Source organism: Maribacter confluentis, assembly GCF_030505015.1.
Lineage (GTDB): Bacteria > Bacteroidota > Bacteroidia > Flavobacteriales > Flavobacteriaceae > Maribacter > Maribacter sedimenticola.
Genome location: NZ_JAUKUC010000001.1, coordinates 3,870,782 through 3,887,545, shown reverse-complemented (window position 1 = coordinate 3,887,545; position 16,764 = coordinate 3,870,782). Strand labels below are relative to the sequence as shown.

Sequence of the window (16,764 nt, the reverse complement as noted above, 5' to 3'; positions counted from 1 at the left end):
ATCTAGCCTATAAGTTTTCTTAGTGCCTCTTTAAACTCTACATTATCCATTTTTAAGGCATCTTTTATTTTATACACTTTTCTACTTAATAGAGAGCCTATTTCATATTCAAAAGTAGCAAAGAACTCTTCGTCAGATTCTGTTGTATCATAATCAACAAAACCATTACCCATTACCAAACCTATTTTTCCATAGTCCCCAAAGAAATACTCTTGCAATAATGGAATAACCTTATTTCCTATAACCGCTTTTAAATCTTCAATATTCATAATTTTCAAAAAGTAACTATGCCCTATCGTATGATCTTTGTCCAGCAATTTCTCAATCCTTTTATTTAAGGTTTTTAATAGAACAACCAAATCAATATCATCGATTATGCCGTTTACTAATAAGCCGTGTTCTGCAACATAACTTGGGATTGATGGCATTTCAGTAAAGCTAAACCTTCTTCTTAAGGCAGAATCTAAGGCTTCTACACTTCTATCAGCTGTATTCATAGTACCAATTATGTAAAGGTTTGGTGGTACACCAAAAACTTCTTTACTATAAGGTAGCTGAGCTAAAAGTGCTTCATCAGCACCTAGTCTCTTATCCTTTTCAATTAGAGTTATTAATTCTCCAAATATTGCGGACACATTACCTCTATTAATTTCATCTATTATTAATACAATGGGCTTACCAGATTTTCCCTTATAAATATTTTTATCTAACTCTTTTACTACTTCTCTCTTTTCTTCTTGGGAGTACTTTCTTTCTATCCTATTAAAATAATTTTTATTGATATTTTCCTTTTGAATTGCATTTAAAACCGACCAATATGCGGTTGAATTGCTCCCTCCAATTATTGCTCTAAATGAATCGTTTATATTAGAAATCTCATCTAAGTTGGCTATTGCTTTTTGTAATTTAGTTAGTCTGGTTTTAGAAACTGTATATGTTCTAAGTCCTTCAAGATGCTTAATTTGAATATTTCCCTGAGCTGAAATACTATCCACATATACTTTACCCCCATTTTTTATTTCAAGTTCAACTTCACTTTCAGATGCTAATCTTTCTTCTAATTTCTGAATGAAATTATCGTAAACCAATGAAAAATCTAAAACCTTGTCGGTATCCGTATCTTTATTATCAATGGCAAAGTTAAACGCAGCTTCAATACAGGCTTTTTTAAATATCCCATCAACAACTTTATAAACCACAGGATCACCTTCCTTTTCAGGTTCCATTGGTTTTATACCTTCAATAAAATCTTCATAAGACATACTTTGGTGAAAAGTGGTAAAAATGATTTGTCCCTCTGACATTTTTAAATCATATAAATCTTTTATTTCTTTTCTATTTAGCCCCTCAATCGACTCACCACAAATTCCCAAAGAGAGATTTACAGTATTAAAAGTTTTACCTGTACCGGGAGGTCCGTACAAAATTGTATTTAGCACTTTATTATTATCTATAGTATTCTCTTTTATTTCAATGAGAGGTAACGAAGAACTTTTACCAGTAAAAAATTCTATATAGGATTTTACCGCTGCAGAATAAAACCTATCTCTACCGTAAGAAACAGCGGTTGGGTGAAAATATTTTCCATTAGGGTCTGTCTGATGCTCTTTTAAATCTTCGTATAAATCATTTAACTCCGAAATGCTATCTATATCGTATACAGCTATTTTGAAAAAATTATTAAGAATAGTTAGCGCTCTTATATAGCTAGACGATTTCTTACTATTCTTATTTTCAGATGATTTTAGCCAAACTTCGAATTCTTTAGCTCTTTCACTTTTATGCCCGTATGTTGCCCAAATTCGCTGAGAATAGCCATAAAAATCTTCTTCCTTCGGTTTTTGCTGAATGATAAATCTATTTAATTTCGAAATAGCTGTAGTTGTATCAGCATACTCTCCCAACCCCATAGAGGACCTTATCAACGCAGGTTTACTAAAAATGTTCATAACATTGTAATCACTATACATAAACGCAATCTTCCATTTATATGCATCGCCCAAGTCAATATCATCGAGCACATCTAAATTGTTATCTATGCTAGCTTTAATAATTTTCAATATTATATCTTTTATATTAAAAAAAGCTTCATTACGAGTTTTTCCATACTTAATATACCAGGCATAAATACCGTCATTGGTTCTATTTCCTTTAGGTTCAGTTCCTGAACTTTCACCCATTCTATAAATACCGAATTTATATGAACTACCACCTTTAATTCCTCCTGTGGCTTCAGTTATATGTTCCATCCAATAACAAAAAGATGTTTTATCTAGATTAGTATATTCGTCTATAGTAAGTGCTTCAAGACGACCTACAGACCACTCATTTAGAAATTCTTCTTTTAATTTATATAAATGCTCAAAAGTTAATTGACTTTCCTTTGAAATTACCTGAAACCCATTTCTTTCATAGGCTTTAAAACAATCTGTACCTAAACCACCTCTAAAATACCCTTCTATTTTTCTACCAATAGCATGAAAATTAGCATAAGCCATTACCGCCTTTGGAGGATATAATTTGCCTTCATATATTAAATCATAAGCAGATGATGGGCGATATCCAACAGGCATACCTTTTTCATTAAAATCCTCTATTCCTTTAAAAATATGCTCAGCAGTAACTTTTTCAAAATCCATTTTAGTAATTATTTATTTGCTAGAACACAAGTTTTATATCGTCCAATTTAATTCTCTGTGATTTTCAATAAAAGAGTATAATTGCTTAAAACTATCTACAAACCAAGCTTGTATCTCTTTATCTGCATTAGAATTATTTAAATATTTACCTAAATCCTCTTTCAATTGAATTGCTATACCAGAATCAAATTCTGTTTTTACAAAATCACCAGTTATTGTAATCTCATTTATGGAATTGAAACTTTCATGATTCTTGTCTAAGTAAATTTGAACGATCATCTTTAAGTTATTAAACTCTATAGCATATAAAATCTCTGACCATTGACCAGAAATCGATGGCAAAGCACTATCGACATAATAACAAATTCTATTTTTCGCTTTTATTTGATCCCAGTTAAAATTTTTATTTAAACTAGTATAACCGAATAACTCAATAAACTGAGGCTTACTATTATCTATATGGAATTCTGCAATTTCTATGGTTTTACTCAAATTTTCCATAGCTACTAAATTTTCACTCTTTAATGTATTGTCTTGACTCATTTTATAATTATTTAAAAATTCCAAATAAGATTTAACTAACGGGTTTCCTTCAAACGACCTAAGAAATTTAGCTATCTGATACCATCTAAATTGACTAAAAAAAACACCTACATTTTCAACTGTTTTCGGATCGGCATATTTGGTACAATACTTCAAATACATATTTTTTCCGCTGTGATGTAGATGCAGTGCTGAAACATATCTTTCCAATTGTTTGAATCCTTCTGATGATTCTACTTTATTTTCAATGAAACAAACATTTTGCTTGCCAATAAAAACCATATCAACAATACAATTAGTATCACCTGAGATAAGTGCTTGATAATATTGCGTTTCAATACTATAGTTATCTTCAGGAAGTTCTAAAAATTCTACGCAGAACACACTGAGAATTTCTGGATACATTTTCAAAATGTTCGCAAATCCTTCAGTTGTAAAATCTTCCAATGGAGATTTATTAGAATTATTTCTAAATAAATTATATAAACTATTAAACATATTTTAGTGCTGACCACAGTGAGGTTTAAAATACCTAGCAACGGCTTTTTCAATTAATGTTAAATAATCACTTTTAAGATTACTGAACTGGAAAACTTTTAAGGTAATATTAATATCGCATCCATAGACATAACTACTTAATTGTAGACCTTGGGTAGAATTTGTACTGTAATAACCCAAATGCTGATTAATTCTTTCGGCTATGTTGGTGTGTCTACTTTTGCTTCCAAAACCTTTACCTGTTCTAACACCTATATAAATTACATTACCTTGCGAAGATTCATAAGCCTTTAAGGTTTTTGCCGGAACCTTTCTATAGTTTTCAACTTCTTTATTTTCTCTATGAGAATTTAATAAATCTAAAAATGTATCACGCTGTTTCTTATCCCTAATTTCAAACCAATACAAACAATGATCTTTCATTTGCTCTAATTTTTCAAATAATACAGCAAATGCCTCAATCTCATAGGCTTGTCTACAACCTTTATTGTATTGTTCTAAAAGATTAGTATTAAAAGAAAATTTAAAACCGTAATCATCATGATTAACGGTATCATTAATCAAAATCTCAACAATTCTATCGATCTGCTCTTCTATAATTAACGTTGTATGACTTAAGTCCATAATTTACGAGTATAAAGTAAGTCTTCAGTAAACATTTATATTTTGTTTAAAATTCTTTTTTAAATCAATTTTAATTGTCTAGCAATATCTTGAGTATATTTAGACATAGGTCTTTTAAATGTTTCTTCTGGCTTACTATAATTACCAATAATCATTCTATCAATTACTGACGTATCAGGAAAGATTTTACTAAATGTCTTATTAAGAGATTTTCTGTAAGACTGAGGGTTTGCTTTTACTTTCCATATCAACTCTTCACCAACATCTATTTGCGCATCATAAACTTTTTGGATTTGAAAAAGTTCATTGTGATTGTGCAGTAATTTTATATCCCCATCTAAAGATTGTAGGTGTACTTTTAAATGATTTGCATTTAAAGACAGCCAATAATCTAAAATTGATTTGTCATCAATCCAAAAATTAAAAACATCTAAATCATCACTAGTGGTATATAATTCAAACAATGCAATTTTTTCACCCTTTGCAATATTGCAATTAGCACAAGTAGGATATAGATTAAAAAATGAAGTTGAAAGAAATGGATATTTAGATTTAGGGTAGAAATGGTCAAGTTGAAGTTTCGAATTCACTCCTCTCCTATCCTTCTTTGTTTTATTGTTATAATAAACCGGCTCAATGGTTAAAGTAGATTGAGCATTACAGTAGACACAAGTTTTCAAATTAGAATTTTGTAAGTATAAAGGAAATTCAAATTTTCTCAAATCTTCATAACGCATTGCTTTAACGACCTCTTCTTGAAAACTAACCCTCTTACTAGTAATCTTTCTCTTTACGTTGGGGTAAGGTAAAATCGCATTAAATTCTTTAATAATTTTTTGCATTTTAGACGGATCGGCATTTAAAATATCATCGTACTCATTTATAATTTTTTCTACATAAAGTTTATACTTCTTGTATTTTACAGGTTTAATACGTTTGACTAAAGCAATTAACTTAGTTTTAGGATGAATAAATCCTTTTGATCTTGAAACAGTAAATAAATTATCATTGAACAATTTAACTTCGTCACGAAGAATATTATTTATCTTTATTTGTCTCATCTTCTAAATTCTTCAATTGATTATTTAGCTTTCTAATTTCTTGACGTAGTAGTTCTTTATCATGATACAGAACTTTCTCATTATAAAGAGATTGTACACGTTCTTTTATCATAGACTCATCTATTATTGCGATTACTTTTTTAGCTTTTTCATTGTCCCATTCTTTTAGATATTTAATATTTTCTAATGAGGGGTCCTCATTTCTATTGTAGGTCAAAAAATTAATTAAATCAGTAATTACATCCTGTGCAAACTCCCCCATGAATCCATCTTCTAGGAAAAAACTATGCGCTAATAAGTCATGAACATTTGCACCGAAAGACTGTAATTTATCATGATTAACTATTGTAGTATTGTTTTTGTTTTTATCTAAATAAACGACATTGCTCTGAGGAATATCTGATAAGGTTAATGGGTCATGAGTAGTGAAAATAATTTGAATTGTAGGGGGAATGGGAAGGTGATGGAAGAAAAAGGGTATAGTTGAGATTATAGATTTTATAAATTTTCTTTTCCAAGATGGGTGAAAGGCTAAGTCTGCTTCATCTAAAAGAAGTATATAATGATTTTTATTAGGTAAGGTTTGCGACTCTTCCGCTAAATTATTATTTATAAAATCATAAAATCTTGAAAACAAGTTTAATAAGGCATTTTCACCTGAACTAAGCCTCTTAGTTGTAGGAACATAATTAATAAAACCATCAATTTTATTAGTTGCTTCAATTAATGGCTTTTCTGTTTTTTTATTTCTAAATTTTGGATAATAATTGAATAAATTCAATAAAAAAATACGTTGTAAATTTAGAATATTTACAACTTTTTCAGCTTCAATTTGGATGTTATCAATTTGGACGAACTCCACATTTTCAATTTGGTCAATATAATTATGTAAGGTTTTTATTAAAATGTTTATCGAATCAAAATCAAAGGCATTTCTAGAATTTACACTTTTCTCTATCTTACTACTTTTAATGAAAAGTAAAAAAGAATCTAATGCTGTTAAATTTAATATTTCTTCCTCAAAATTTTTAATAGTAATTTGACCTTCAGAGAGAAAAGAATTGTTTTTCTCCATTTGCCTTTCTAAAATTGAAATAATATCTGAAATAATATATCGCTTACACAAATATTTATTAATGTCAATTTGATTTTGAACATTAGCTTTATCATCAAATACTCGTATTTTGACCCAATCGTCTATTTCCTGTTTTATTTTTTTCTTCACATCCGCCAATCCACTTCGAAAACCACTTGGGGTATTCCAAACTTTCTCACTAGCATGACCTCTAAAATATAGTATAGCCTCACCGTGTTCTGGCAGCTCAAAAATATCTTTAAATATTTTATTCTCTTTCACCAATGGTGAAGACAAGAATAAAAGTTGACGAATAGAATTTTTAAAAATTAATTCTTGGCTTGGCGAATATGCCCAGCCATTTGAATTTGTATCCTTGTTACTTAAATCGTCCAAATCTTGTTCAAGAATTTTATCGAACGAAATATCATAAATATCTATCTCATCAAATTTCAAATTATATTTATAATCAAAGTGTGGTGAGTAAAATATAGTTTGAATAGTATTGAAGTCAATCTTTTCTAATACAATTGAAAGATTTTCATAATCTTCTGAAATTACTAATTCATCAAAACTATAAACATATTCAACCTTTCTAAAATCAGATTCAAGCACATAGGGTAAATCATTTTCATCATCCTCAAATAAAGCGATTGTCTTGGAATATGGAAGACCGTAAGAATTTTCAATAAAAAAACTTCTAATAATATCTAACACACTAGACTTTCCTGTTCCGTTTCTTCCAACAATAGCTGTAATCAGTTCTAAACGAGATAATAGTTTTGTTTGGTCAAAAAAACCATCTATAAAATTTTCATTCTTCGTACGACCAACATCAACCGTATTATTTTTATGTAAAGTAAAATCATAAGAATATTTACCTCCAAAATTCATTATTACAGGCTGATCAAAAATGAATTCATGTTCTGCAATATAAATTGACGCTAGTCTCATACTCTATATTTTATTTAACCAACAATTTCAAATGCAACAATAAACCAAGAGCAGGAGAATGTGTTAATGGCACATATGGCTTAAAATTAATTGTTTTAAAATCCTTTAGTTCTAAATATGCTTTATGAACTTGCTTTAAATCCATATCCCAAATTTGTTTAGTGGTCTCTCTTTTAAAATAAATTTTGGTTCCTTTAAACTTTTGAACCACATACTCATTACCTTCTAAACTATTAAAAGAAACAACAGGGCTTGCCAATTGCATGAACTCAATGAATCTAATGTCCGGTTTGGTTTTGGTATACATATTTGAATATTATTTACCATCAATAAACTCATTCAAAAAGGCTCTAAATTCCTTTGCCATTTTTTTATCGAATTGAATATTTTGTTTTGACCCATCTTCCCTTTCTAAATCACCTTTTGCATATGTACGCAATTGCAAATAGTCCTTCTCAATAATAACATCACCTAATACATCTCCAGACCTAAAATTGATACAGTCATTTTTCTCTCTAATTAATTTACCTAAAATTGCCATCCTATTATAAATTTGTTCTTTTCAATAATTATACTCAACCTCTTATAAAACCTCTCCAACAAATTACCCATTCACATACACAGTTCATAACCAATCATTTAAAACTACTAGCTTCCTAAACTAGAATTAAATAACCAATCCTGCCTTTATACTTTTCAATTTTTCTCTTCTTGATGTGCTACCCCAACGTTTTTCATCTTCAAAGAGCACACTGTACCCAACAACCAATAATATATTTAAGTCAAGCGATTTATAGTATTCTCGAATAAGGCTCTCATTTTTAGATAAAACTTCGCAACAATACTCTAGTTCATTTAGTTTAAACTTGCGTTGATCATAAACTTTTTCTGCACTAGCATTAATCTCACCGTGACTGATTTTAGGAAAATAAAAAAGTAATACAGCTTTAATATTTTCTAATGTTCTAGGGTAGATATTTGGTCTCATTTTCAAATATTATTATTTACTCTCATATTTAATACTCTACTCCGCAACCTCAGCCAACTGATCCTTATCCTCACCAACGGTTACCTCCAATTCATAAGCATGGATATCATACAATTCTTTATGTATGTGAGCTTTATACTATTCCTTTTTAAATAAATCTGTTGGAGCTTCTAAATAAAACGATTTCCAGCCTTCATTTTGAATTTCTTCTTTCCATTGGTCACGAATAATTTCACTCGAATTATAAATATCATTCATACCTTTTTCCCAAGAATTCCAAATACGGTCATCAATTCTATTTTTAGAAAACCAATAATACTCTTCACTACAAAGGTTAAAGTAATCGTTGATTTTAGATTTGATAAATGCCTGAGTATATTCTCCTATCTTATCTTCACTTTTAGACTGCTTATACTTAGCAATGTCTTCTTTTGATAGGTCTAAAATAAACTGGATGATTTCATTTAATTTATCATAGCGATCATTAAACTCTGTAAACAACTGCTTTTGTAGGTTATCGTTACTTAACTCTCTAGTTAATTTGTTGTGTCGATATGCCAAATAAGAGGCAACAGAAGCTAAAATTATTGCACTAATTCCATTTACATACTCTATCAATTGCTCTTTCTTTTAAATCTTATTCATATTTAACATTCTCCTCCGCAACCATACCCAACTGCGCTTTTGCCTCACCAACGGTTACCTGCCCATTCATAAGCATAGGTAACAACCAATCGCGTAAGGCAGCGAGTTTTTGGTTTTGTTTTTTAAGGTTGGTTTTTTGACGAAAAATGTGTTTAGTCTTGTTTGTGTAGGCTGCTATTATCTCATCATTTAATAAAAGAGGCATTTTTCTTAACGAACCAAGTCCAATAAATTTCTGTATACTTCCAGAAATTACATTTGCCATATATGCTTCCATATAATAACCTTTAAGGGACATATAGATATAATTTTTGAGTGAAGGATTATCTGATGTTTTGTATAGTGCAACATTTTTTATTGCAAAATCCATAGTCTCATCTTCTACTTTGTATACAGTACCTATATTCCCAATCATTGAAAACAATATATCACCACAATCTACTCTGCTTCGTTTATTTATATTTATATAATCTACTTCACTGATTGAATTAGCATTTTCAAAATCTAAACCACCTTCTTTTAAATGTTTTGAAGTAATTAATTTATAACCGTTTTCAATATACTTTGGTGAGTCGTGCGTGCCATCTTTAACTTCTATTACTTCATTTATCTTTTCCACCTCCCAACCCTCAGGAATCTCACGTTTTAACTCGGTATTATATACCATTTTTCCACCAGAAGATTTATAAGGTTTACCATTAGCATCTGGAAAATCAAACTGGACAAACCAATAGTCGTAAATGGTTTTGGCAAGTGCCTCTAACTCTTGGTTGATTTTGTTGTTGACTTCTATTTTATCATCTATATCTTTTAGAATTTTAGAAATTCGTTTCTGTTCTTTAATGTATGGAACATCAATTTCTAATCTAATCAAATCTCTCTGATAAAGATGATTAATCGTAGAACCTTCCGCCTTAACGCGATTAATGAAATTTTTAAAGTTAGAACTCTTTAAAAACTGAAATAAATATTCAGTATCTAATTTATCTTCAATAATATTTCTCAACACAAAAATACCTGAAGCAACAGTAGATGGTAACTCAAGTTTCCTGACTATACCAACCTTACCAATCGTGCCGTCCTTTGAAATAAGAATATCATTTATTTCTAACTTGATTTCTGGTGACTCTTCATATCTTTCTTCACTTATAAACCCTGCGATTTTCCAGTCTACATATCCGTCTTTTAAAGAATATCCATTAATGATTCTATACTGACTCTTATCAAGGTATTCCGATTTAGAAAGTCCTTTCCAGCCAATTCTACCTTTTAGGTATAAATCATTTCCAACATTAACTTTCATATTTCAATGAGTTTAATTGGCTTTTGATTTCACTCTCTAAATACTTACTTTCAGCAAACATTTTTTCCAGATTACTTCCAAAATTATTTAGTTTGGTATCAAACTCTTCTGAAGTAATATCTATGTATTCAATTTTTACTTCAAAATACTGTCCAGCACTTAATGAGTAGTTTTTTGCTTTTATATCATCGTACTTCACCACTACCGAGAAATCTTCTAATTCGGTTTTATTGGTAAAGGTTTCAATAATTTGGTCTTCTTCGGTCTCGCTTAATAGTGTTTTCTGGTTTTTACCTTCTTTTACCGTAGTTCCTAAATTTGAGGCATCTATCAATACCACATCTTCTTTGTTTTCCTTATCTAAAAACACAATAGAGACATTAGTACCTGTAGTCGCAAATATGTTAGAGGGCATACTTACCACACCTGCCAGCATTTTGTTGTCTACCAGTTTTTGACGTATTTTTTTATCGATACCACTTTGTGCGGTAATAAAACCTGTAGGCACAACAATAGCGGCTTTTCCTGTAGCATTAAGGCTGTGCATAATGTGCTGTAAAAACAAGGTGTAAATCGCCATTTTGTCTTTCGCCTTTTTAGGCACATTGGGTATACCTGCAAAAAAGCGGTCTTTGTTTTCCTTTTTCTTAAGGTTTTCTACATCGTCACTAAAATCGAGCTTAAATGGTGGATTACTTACTATATAATCAAACTGGCGCAGTTTGCCGTCTTTTTTATGATACGGGTCGGTCATTGTGTTCCCTTGTATCACGTTTTCTATACTGTGTACCAAATTGTTCAACACCAAATTTAAACGCAATAGGTTAGACGATTTTTGCGAAATGTCTTGTGAGTACACCGTACATTTATCGTTGCCTATAGCGTGTGCCAAATTCATTAACAAAGTACCCGAACCTGCACTTGGGTCGTAAATGGTTTTATTGCTCACCGGTTCTGGTACCAAGATGTTAGCAATAATTTTAGATACGGCGTGTGGCGTGTAGTATTCGGCATACTTACCACCAGCATCGCTGTTGTAGTCTTTAATTAGATATTCAAAAATGGTTGAGAAAAAGTCAAAGCCTTCTCCCATTATATTTTCAAAATTGAAAATAGTAAGTTTATTAAATAAGGCTATCGCAAAAGCGTCTCGTTTACTACTTACAAACTCGGTAATACGGTCAAAGAGGCGTATTTTTTGTCCGTCTTCGGTTTTTACAGCAAACAAATCGTTATTGGTTGCCGCAATATCCATTAAGGTATCGTCTACGGTTTTGGCAAAATCGGGTTCGTTTTGGCGTTCAAATAGATTCGGTATTAATTGGTGCGGTAATAAAAACGCGGTGCTATCGCTCATTTGGTAGCGTAGCATTTGGTATTCAGTATCTGGTATATTTGCCAGCTCTTTTTCCCAGTTTTCTGTGTCTGCCAATTCTGGCTTTACCTGCTTAACCTCGTAAGCGAATTTGTCGTTTAAAAATTTGTATAGAAATATCTGGCTAATGATTTTAAACTCATTACCATCGTTACCCAAACCATAACCGGCACAAACGGCTTTCAGCTCGTCTATAAGTGTTTTGGTTTTTATTATAAAGGGTTCGTTATTGATGTCTTTTGTCATTGTTTATGCGGTTCTTCCGTAATATTCGTTTAAATATTCTTCTACGATAATGTTTTTTATAAATTCTACGGTTTCTACATCCATAGAAACTTTTTGTTTGCTAAATTCTTGAAATACTAAACGTGCTACCAATTGCCCAAAATAGTGTTCGTTGTTTAAACTATCGGCACGATTAAGCACAGCCACATCGGTTTCTTCTTTAATGTGCTGCAAGGCTTCAATAATCACTGTTTTTAATTTTGAAGGTTTGCCAGCTTCTACCAAGCGTTTTTGTACACGTGCATATTTGGTATCTCCTTGGTACTTGTCTTTTAATAAATCGTTTTTACGATTCAGCTCTTTTATTTTTTCGTGAATTTGTTTTAGCGAGGTCATATTCGCTTCCATTTCTTCACGTGATACTTCACTTAAATTTTTATTATCAAAAAGTCTACGCAACTCATCGTATAGCGACACCCATTCTGGGTCTTTGGTATCAAAATTTCCACCAAGCGCTTCGCGAGTTTTCTTGAGCAAGTCTTTAAGGTCGTCTGCCAGCACCATTTCGGCTTCGCCTACTTTTTTGAACATAAAGAGCACATCCTCCAGAGCTACATTAAGCAGATTTCCAATTTCCTCATTGGTTTCCAAAGCGTTTTTAGCGTTCATTAAAGCCAAATGGTTTTCGGCTTCAATGCGCAAGGTGTTTAGTTTTCTGAAGTCGATTTTCTCCAATAATTCATATTCACCTACCAAACGAATGATATTGTATAAGGAACGTGCATCATCCAATGCTTTTCTAATCTCGAGCATTGTTTTGTGGTCATCAATTTGTGAAATTTGTTGCTGAAATTTCTCAGCATTCTTTAGGTCGAAGTCAGCTAATTTTTCCTTAATCTCTAAAATGGTTTCTTCCATTTCCTCACGAGACATAAAGAGGTTGGAATAGCTTTCCATTTCGTCTCCCAACACATCTTGAAGTTCATCAAAATAGGCTTTGTTGGTTTTATCAAACTCTTTAGAAATGTCCGCAAAGTCTACCACATACCCAAAACGATAATTTTTATAGGTTCGGTTAACCCGTGTTAAGGCTTGCAATAGATTATGCGCTTTAATAATACGACCTAAATAGATTTTCTTTAAGCGTTTGGCATCAAAACCAGTCAATAACATATTGTATACAAACAAGATGTCAATCTTACCTGCTTTAAAATCGTCTCGCCATTTTTCCAGTTCTTCTTTAGAACCACTATCATATAAAATTAGGGCTGCTTTTTTAACCTTGTAGCTTTTCTTTTGTTTGGTTAGGTATTCGCTGGCTTCTTCAGCCGCTTGTGGTAAAGCAGACGCTTCACTTTCATCTGTATTATAGCTATTGAAAATGTTGAACATTTCCCGAGCTTGCTCGCTACTGTCGCAAATCACCATTCCGCCAGTAGACGCATCAGCATTTCGCTGACGGAACAGTTCTAAATCCTTTACAATATAATCAAGCATTGGTGCTACAAACGAAGGATGCGCATAGGCTATTTTTTTATCTAAATCGCCTTTTAGTACATCAATACTATCTAAAGCCTGTTTTAGCAATACTTTGTATTCCGTTTCAATTTCCTCACGGATGAGTTTTAAGGTATAACCATCAGCAATAGACTTGTTGTAGTAGTATTTATGAATGTAACTCCCGAATAAGTCTTTAGATTTTAAGCTTTCCCCAATTAATGGCGTTCCTGTTAATCCAATTTTTATGGCGTTTTTATCGCTTTGCTCCAAATTAGCCAAAAAACTACCTGTTGGATTATAGCTACGGTGAACCTCATCTAAAAAGTAGACACGTTGTATGTTGATGTTGTAATCAGTTTCTCGGCTAACATCGGTATCATCCTTAAACTTATGAATGTTAACAACGGTGATTTCTCGTTGCCCTTTATCATTATAAACTGCGGTAGTTTTCTTTAAGTCGGCAACAAATTCATCGCGAGAACTTACGGTGTGCACTTTTAGTCCACGAGCTGTAAATTCATCTCTAGCTTGGGTCAATAAATCCAATCGGTCTACAATAAAGTAGAATTTTGGAATAATTCTTTTCTTCTGAAAATAGTACGTTAAAAAATGGGTGTTGTAATACGCCAAGGCGGTTTTTCCCGAACCTTGGGTATGCCAAATAATGCCTTTCTTTTTATCCTTATCTAAATGCGCTTCAATTGCTTTGGTTGCGAATAACTGTGGATAACGCATAATGTGTTTTTGCAAACCATTAGTTTCTTTTACATAAGCCAACGCATACTGCAGCACAAACTGTAATCGTTCTTTAGACAACAAAGACGTTAATACGCGGTTGGTTGCACTATCTGGATTTTTATTGGTTTTGTATTCTTCGCTATTCTTTATAGAAGGATAATTGGTGTCTTTAAGCACAAAAGCTTCCACTGATTCATCTAAAGGTTTTAAAACCTGTGATAAGTTAAAACCAATCTCTTCCCTGAAATAATTAAAAATAGGTTTCACATAAGAAGGTGATGCATAAAAAGCACCTTGCCAAGGTTCAATTTCATTATCGTCATACTCCATATTGTTTGAGAAAATCATAAACTGCGTTAGGTTTACAAATTTTCTAAACTTCTTATTTTGAAAACGAGTGATGATACGTTTACGTTCTGCCAAAACACCATCTCTATTGTTTGGCTTTTTAACCTCAATAAAAACCAAAGGCATTCCGTTAATTAGACAGATAACATCTGGTCTAAATTCGTCTTCTCCGTTCTTATAGGTTAATTCAGTAACCACGTGAAAATCATTTCCATTTTCAAAATCCTCAAAATCAATTAATCGAGTTCCAGAACGATTAATGAGCTTGTCGTAAAAGGCTTTACCCAAATCTTCATTTTCTAAATCAAGAGCTACATCTTGGTACAATCTGTCAATTTCAACTGGCGATATATCAGGATTTATTTTAGCAATAGAAGATTTAAAGATATCTGTAAAAATGTTGTTGTCTTCATCCCAAACAGCATCTTTTAAAGAAATGTAGGTATACCCTAGTTGGGTTAAATGAAGTATAGCAGGAAGTTTAACTCTTGAGTCTTCGTTGAATTTCATTTAGAAATCTGGTCAATTTTTATTCTATAATAACTATATGGTTGAGTACGAGGGAAATTTCAACAAACACATGTGAGGTTAAATATACGATTAGTTCATAATGATTTCAACGTAGAAATCATAAGATTTGTAATCGAATAACTATGAAATAATTACAAATCTTAAAAAACCATATTCAACTTAAATCTTGAACTTTTGTACATTCAACTTCCTTGCAATTTAAAACTATGATAGAAATAGCGTTACGGATTTCCGTAAGGTGAAAAAATAAAATTATGAAGCTTAAAGATTTATATGACCTGGTTTGGTCAAAGCCGCTAAAACAAATATGTACAGAACATGAAATAGCCTATGCGGATTTTAAGAAGTTATGTACCGAAAACAAAATACCATTACCAGAATTGGGGTATTGGACGAAGCTAAGTTTTGACAAACCTGTATCTAAAACTGCTTTACCGGTAGAAGTAGATGTTAATAAAGAGATAGATTTAATACCGTTAAAAATTATACAGAAAAACCGTTCTATAAAACCTAAGATAAGTAATCCAAAAAAAGTGCATCCATTAGTTGTAAAGACAAAGCAGCAATTAACAATTACTAAATCTTATAGAGATTCAGTTGTCAGAACTGGTTATAAAAGGCAAAAAGATATATTACCCATACATACTGACAAAAAGCTACAGAAAAGAGCCTTGAAATTTATGAACATCTTTATATCAAATGCAGAAGCCCGTGGCATAAAAATAAAATTTGTCCTTGGAAAATGTTATGCTGAACTTTACAATCAAACAATTCTAATTAACCTTAGACAAAAATACCATCGTGAAGAGAGAATTACAGAAGGAGGCTGGAGTACCTATGATTTTGTAAAAAGTGATAAACTAGAATTTCAAACTGGGTATATCAACAAAAAGAATTGGCTCGATACAGAAAAGTTAAAAATTGAAGAACGGATTCCTAACATTTTAGATAACATCGAAAAGAAATGTGTTCAAGGTCACCAGATTGATTTAAGAAATAAAATCTTAAAAAATAAACGTGCACTAGAAGAGCAAAAACAGCAAGAAATAGAACGACTGCAAAAAATAGAAGAAGAGAAAACGGTACAGCTTTTTAATGATGCAAAAAATTGGCAACGAGCAGAACTTCTAAGAAAGTTCATGGATGCCAAAAAAGAAAATGAAATCTCTAAGGGAACTTTTAATAAAGAAACCGAAAAATGGTTGGCATGGGTAACCACAAAGATTAATGATTTGGACCCATTACAAAATTAAGAGTTAACATGTTTATCCATGGTTACCCTCAACTTCCCTTTTAATTACCATAGTCGACTCTATTATTAAAATTCAGGATATTATTGGCAGGCAACTAATATTGCTACCCAAACGTCTACCCATTCGCCTACCCTTAAATCACCATTGCATACACTATTAAAACTCCTACTTGGCCAAAGCTTACCCTATAATTACCCTTATGTGACCAAAGCTTACCCTATAATCACCCTTATATGGCCAAAGCTTACCCTATAATTACCCTTATGTGGCCAAAGCTTACCCCATAATTACCCTCATTTTGGCCATTGACTACCCTTTAATTACCCTCGTTTTGGCCGTGGCTACCCTTTATGTGGCCATTGCTTACCAAATTAAATCTAGTATACGGCCATTAATGGCCTTTTCCAATCTACATGAAGGTAGTACATGGCATTAAAGAACACACCTACCCTATAATTTAATAT

General features: G+C 31.8%; 14 protein-coding genes. 2 read left to right on the top strand and 12 right to left on the bottom strand.

Translation table 11 applies throughout. From position 1 onward, the window contains the following. Positions 1 to 2: 2 nt before the first annotated feature. From Q2T41_RS16970 to Q2T41_RS16915, 12 genes are all read right to left on the bottom strand, one after another. Positions 3 to 2,639, bottom strand: coding sequence for an McrB family protein (locus Q2T41_RS16970; protein ID WP_304437056.1), 2,637 nt, complete (start codon positions 2,637 to 2,639; stop codon positions 3 to 5). A gap of 33 nt (positions 2,640 to 2,672) precedes the next feature. Continuing rightward, positions 2,673 to 3,680 carry a PD-(D/E)XK nuclease family protein gene (locus Q2T41_RS16965; protein ID WP_304437055.1) on the bottom strand — a complete coding sequence of 336 codons (1,008 nt, stop codon included), beginning with the start codon at positions 3,678 to 3,680 and terminating at the stop codon, positions 2,673 to 2,675. A gap of 3 nt (positions 3,681 to 3,683) precedes the next feature. Then, positions 3,684 to 4,103: a hypothetical protein gene (locus Q2T41_RS16960; RefSeq protein WP_304437054.1), complete on the bottom strand. Its 420-nt coding sequence runs from the start codon at positions 4,101 to 4,103 to the stop codon at positions 3,684 to 3,686. A 260-nt stretch (positions 4,104 to 4,363) separates the two neighbouring features. After that, complete coding sequence (locus Q2T41_RS16955; protein WP_304437052.1) at positions 4,364 to 5,365, bottom strand: HNH endonuclease; 1,002 nt, start codon at positions 5,363 to 5,365, stop codon at positions 4,364 to 4,366. Beyond that, entirely contained in the window at positions 5,343 to 7,394 is a 2,052-nt protein-coding gene (locus tag Q2T41_RS16950) for an AAA family ATPase (protein ID WP_304437051.1), read from the bottom strand. The genes Q2T41_RS16955 and Q2T41_RS16950 overlap by 23 nt, the downstream gene beginning before the upstream one ends. A 10-nt stretch (positions 7,395 to 7,404) precedes the next feature. Continuing rightward, positions 7,405 to 7,701, bottom strand: a complete 297-nt coding sequence (locus tag Q2T41_RS16945) for a hypothetical protein (RefSeq protein WP_304437050.1) — start codon at positions 7,699 to 7,701, stop codon at positions 7,405 to 7,407. 9 nt (positions 7,702 to 7,710) lie between these two features. Continuing rightward, positions 7,711 to 7,935 (bottom strand): hypothetical protein, encoded by a 225-nt coding sequence (locus Q2T41_RS16940; protein ID WP_304437049.1) that lies wholly within the window; start codon positions 7,933 to 7,935, stop codon positions 7,711 to 7,713. 126 nt (positions 7,936 to 8,061) lie between these two features. Then, positions 8,062 to 8,382 carry a hypothetical protein gene (locus tag Q2T41_RS16935; protein ID WP_304437048.1) on the bottom strand — a complete coding sequence of 107 codons (321 nt, stop codon included), beginning with the start codon at positions 8,380 to 8,382 and terminating at the stop codon, positions 8,062 to 8,064. Positions 8,383 to 8,520: 138 nt separating this feature from the next. Continuing rightward, complete coding sequence (locus Q2T41_RS16930) at positions 8,521 to 9,000, bottom strand: hypothetical protein (protein ID WP_304437047.1); 480 nt, start codon at positions 8,998 to 9,000, stop codon at positions 8,521 to 8,523. Positions 9,001 to 9,019: 19 nt separating this feature from the next. Further along, positions 9,020 to 10,330: a restriction endonuclease subunit S gene (locus tag Q2T41_RS16925; RefSeq protein WP_304437046.1), complete on the bottom strand. Its 1,311-nt coding sequence runs from the start codon at positions 10,328 to 10,330 to the stop codon at positions 9,020 to 9,022. After that, a complete protein-coding gene (locus Q2T41_RS16920; protein ID WP_304437045.1) occupies positions 10,320 to 11,951 on the bottom strand; it encodes an HsdM family class I SAM-dependent methyltransferase in 1,632 nt (543 codons plus the stop codon). The genes Q2T41_RS16925 and Q2T41_RS16920 overlap by 11 nt, the downstream gene beginning before the upstream one ends. Positions 11,952 to 11,954: 3 nt before the next feature. Next, positions 11,955 to 15,026 (bottom strand): type I restriction endonuclease subunit R, encoded by a 3,072-nt coding sequence (locus Q2T41_RS16915; protein WP_304437044.1) that lies wholly within the window; start codon positions 15,024 to 15,026, stop codon positions 11,955 to 11,957. Between the two features lie 275 nt (positions 15,027 to 15,301). On the opposite strand from Q2T41_RS16915, the gene Q2T41_RS16910 reads away from it, so the two are divergent. Both Q2T41_RS16910 and Q2T41_RS16905 read left to right on the top strand, forming a co-directional pair. Further along, positions 15,302 to 16,300: a hypothetical protein gene (locus Q2T41_RS16910; protein WP_304437043.1), complete on the top strand. Its 999-nt coding sequence runs from the start codon at positions 15,302 to 15,304 to the stop codon at positions 16,298 to 16,300. Positions 16,301 to 16,565: 265 nt separating this feature from the next. Beyond that, complete coding sequence (locus Q2T41_RS16905; RefSeq protein ID WP_304437042.1) at positions 16,566 to 16,736, top strand: hypothetical protein; 171 nt, start codon at positions 16,566 to 16,568, stop codon at positions 16,734 to 16,736. Positions 16,737 to 16,764 lie beyond the last annotated feature (28 nt).

Bases quoted from the DNA above. Each gene is read 5' to 3' on its own strand.
- Q2T41_RS16970 (WP_304437056.1), bottom strand. From the start codon at position 2,639: ATGGATTTTGAAAAAGTTACTGCTGAGCATATTTTTAAAGGAATAGAG.
- Q2T41_RS16965 (WP_304437055.1), bottom strand. From the start codon at position 3,680: ATGTTTAATAGTTTATATAATTTATTTAGAAATAATTCTAATAAATCT.
- Q2T41_RS16960 (WP_304437054.1), bottom strand. From the start codon at position 4,103: ATGAAAGATCATTGTTTGTATTGGTTTGAAATTAGGGATAAGAAACAG.
- Q2T41_RS16955 (WP_304437052.1), bottom strand. From the start codon at position 5,365: ATGAGACAAATAAAGATAAATAATATTCTTCGTGACGAAGTTAAATTG.
- Q2T41_RS16950 (WP_304437051.1), bottom strand. From the start codon at position 7,394: ATGAGACTAGCGTCAATTTATATTGCAGAACATGAATTCATTTTTGAT.
- Q2T41_RS16945 (WP_304437050.1), bottom strand. From the start codon at position 7,701: ATGTATACCAAAACCAAACCGGACATTAGATTCATTGAGTTCATGCAA.
- Q2T41_RS16940 (WP_304437049.1), bottom strand. From the start codon at position 7,935: ATGGCAATTTTAGGTAAATTAATTAGAGAGAAAAATGACTGTATCAAT.
- Q2T41_RS16935 (WP_304437048.1), bottom strand. From the start codon at position 8,382: ATGAGACCAAATATCTACCCTAGAACATTAGAAAATATTAAAGCTGTA.
- Q2T41_RS16925 (WP_304437046.1), bottom strand. From the start codon at position 10,330: ATGAAAGTTAATGTTGGAAATGATTTATACCTAAAAGGTAGAATTGGC.
- Q2T41_RS16920 (WP_304437045.1), bottom strand. From the start codon at position 11,951: ATGACAAAAGACATCAATAACGAACCCTTTATAATAAAAACCAAAACA.
- Q2T41_RS16915 (WP_304437044.1), bottom strand. From the start codon at position 15,026: ATGAAATTCAACGAAGACTCAAGAGTTAAACTTCCTGCTATACTTCAT.
- Q2T41_RS16910 (WP_304437043.1), top strand. From the start codon at position 15,302: ATGAAGCTTAAAGATTTATATGACCTGGTTTGGTCAAAGCCGCTAAAA.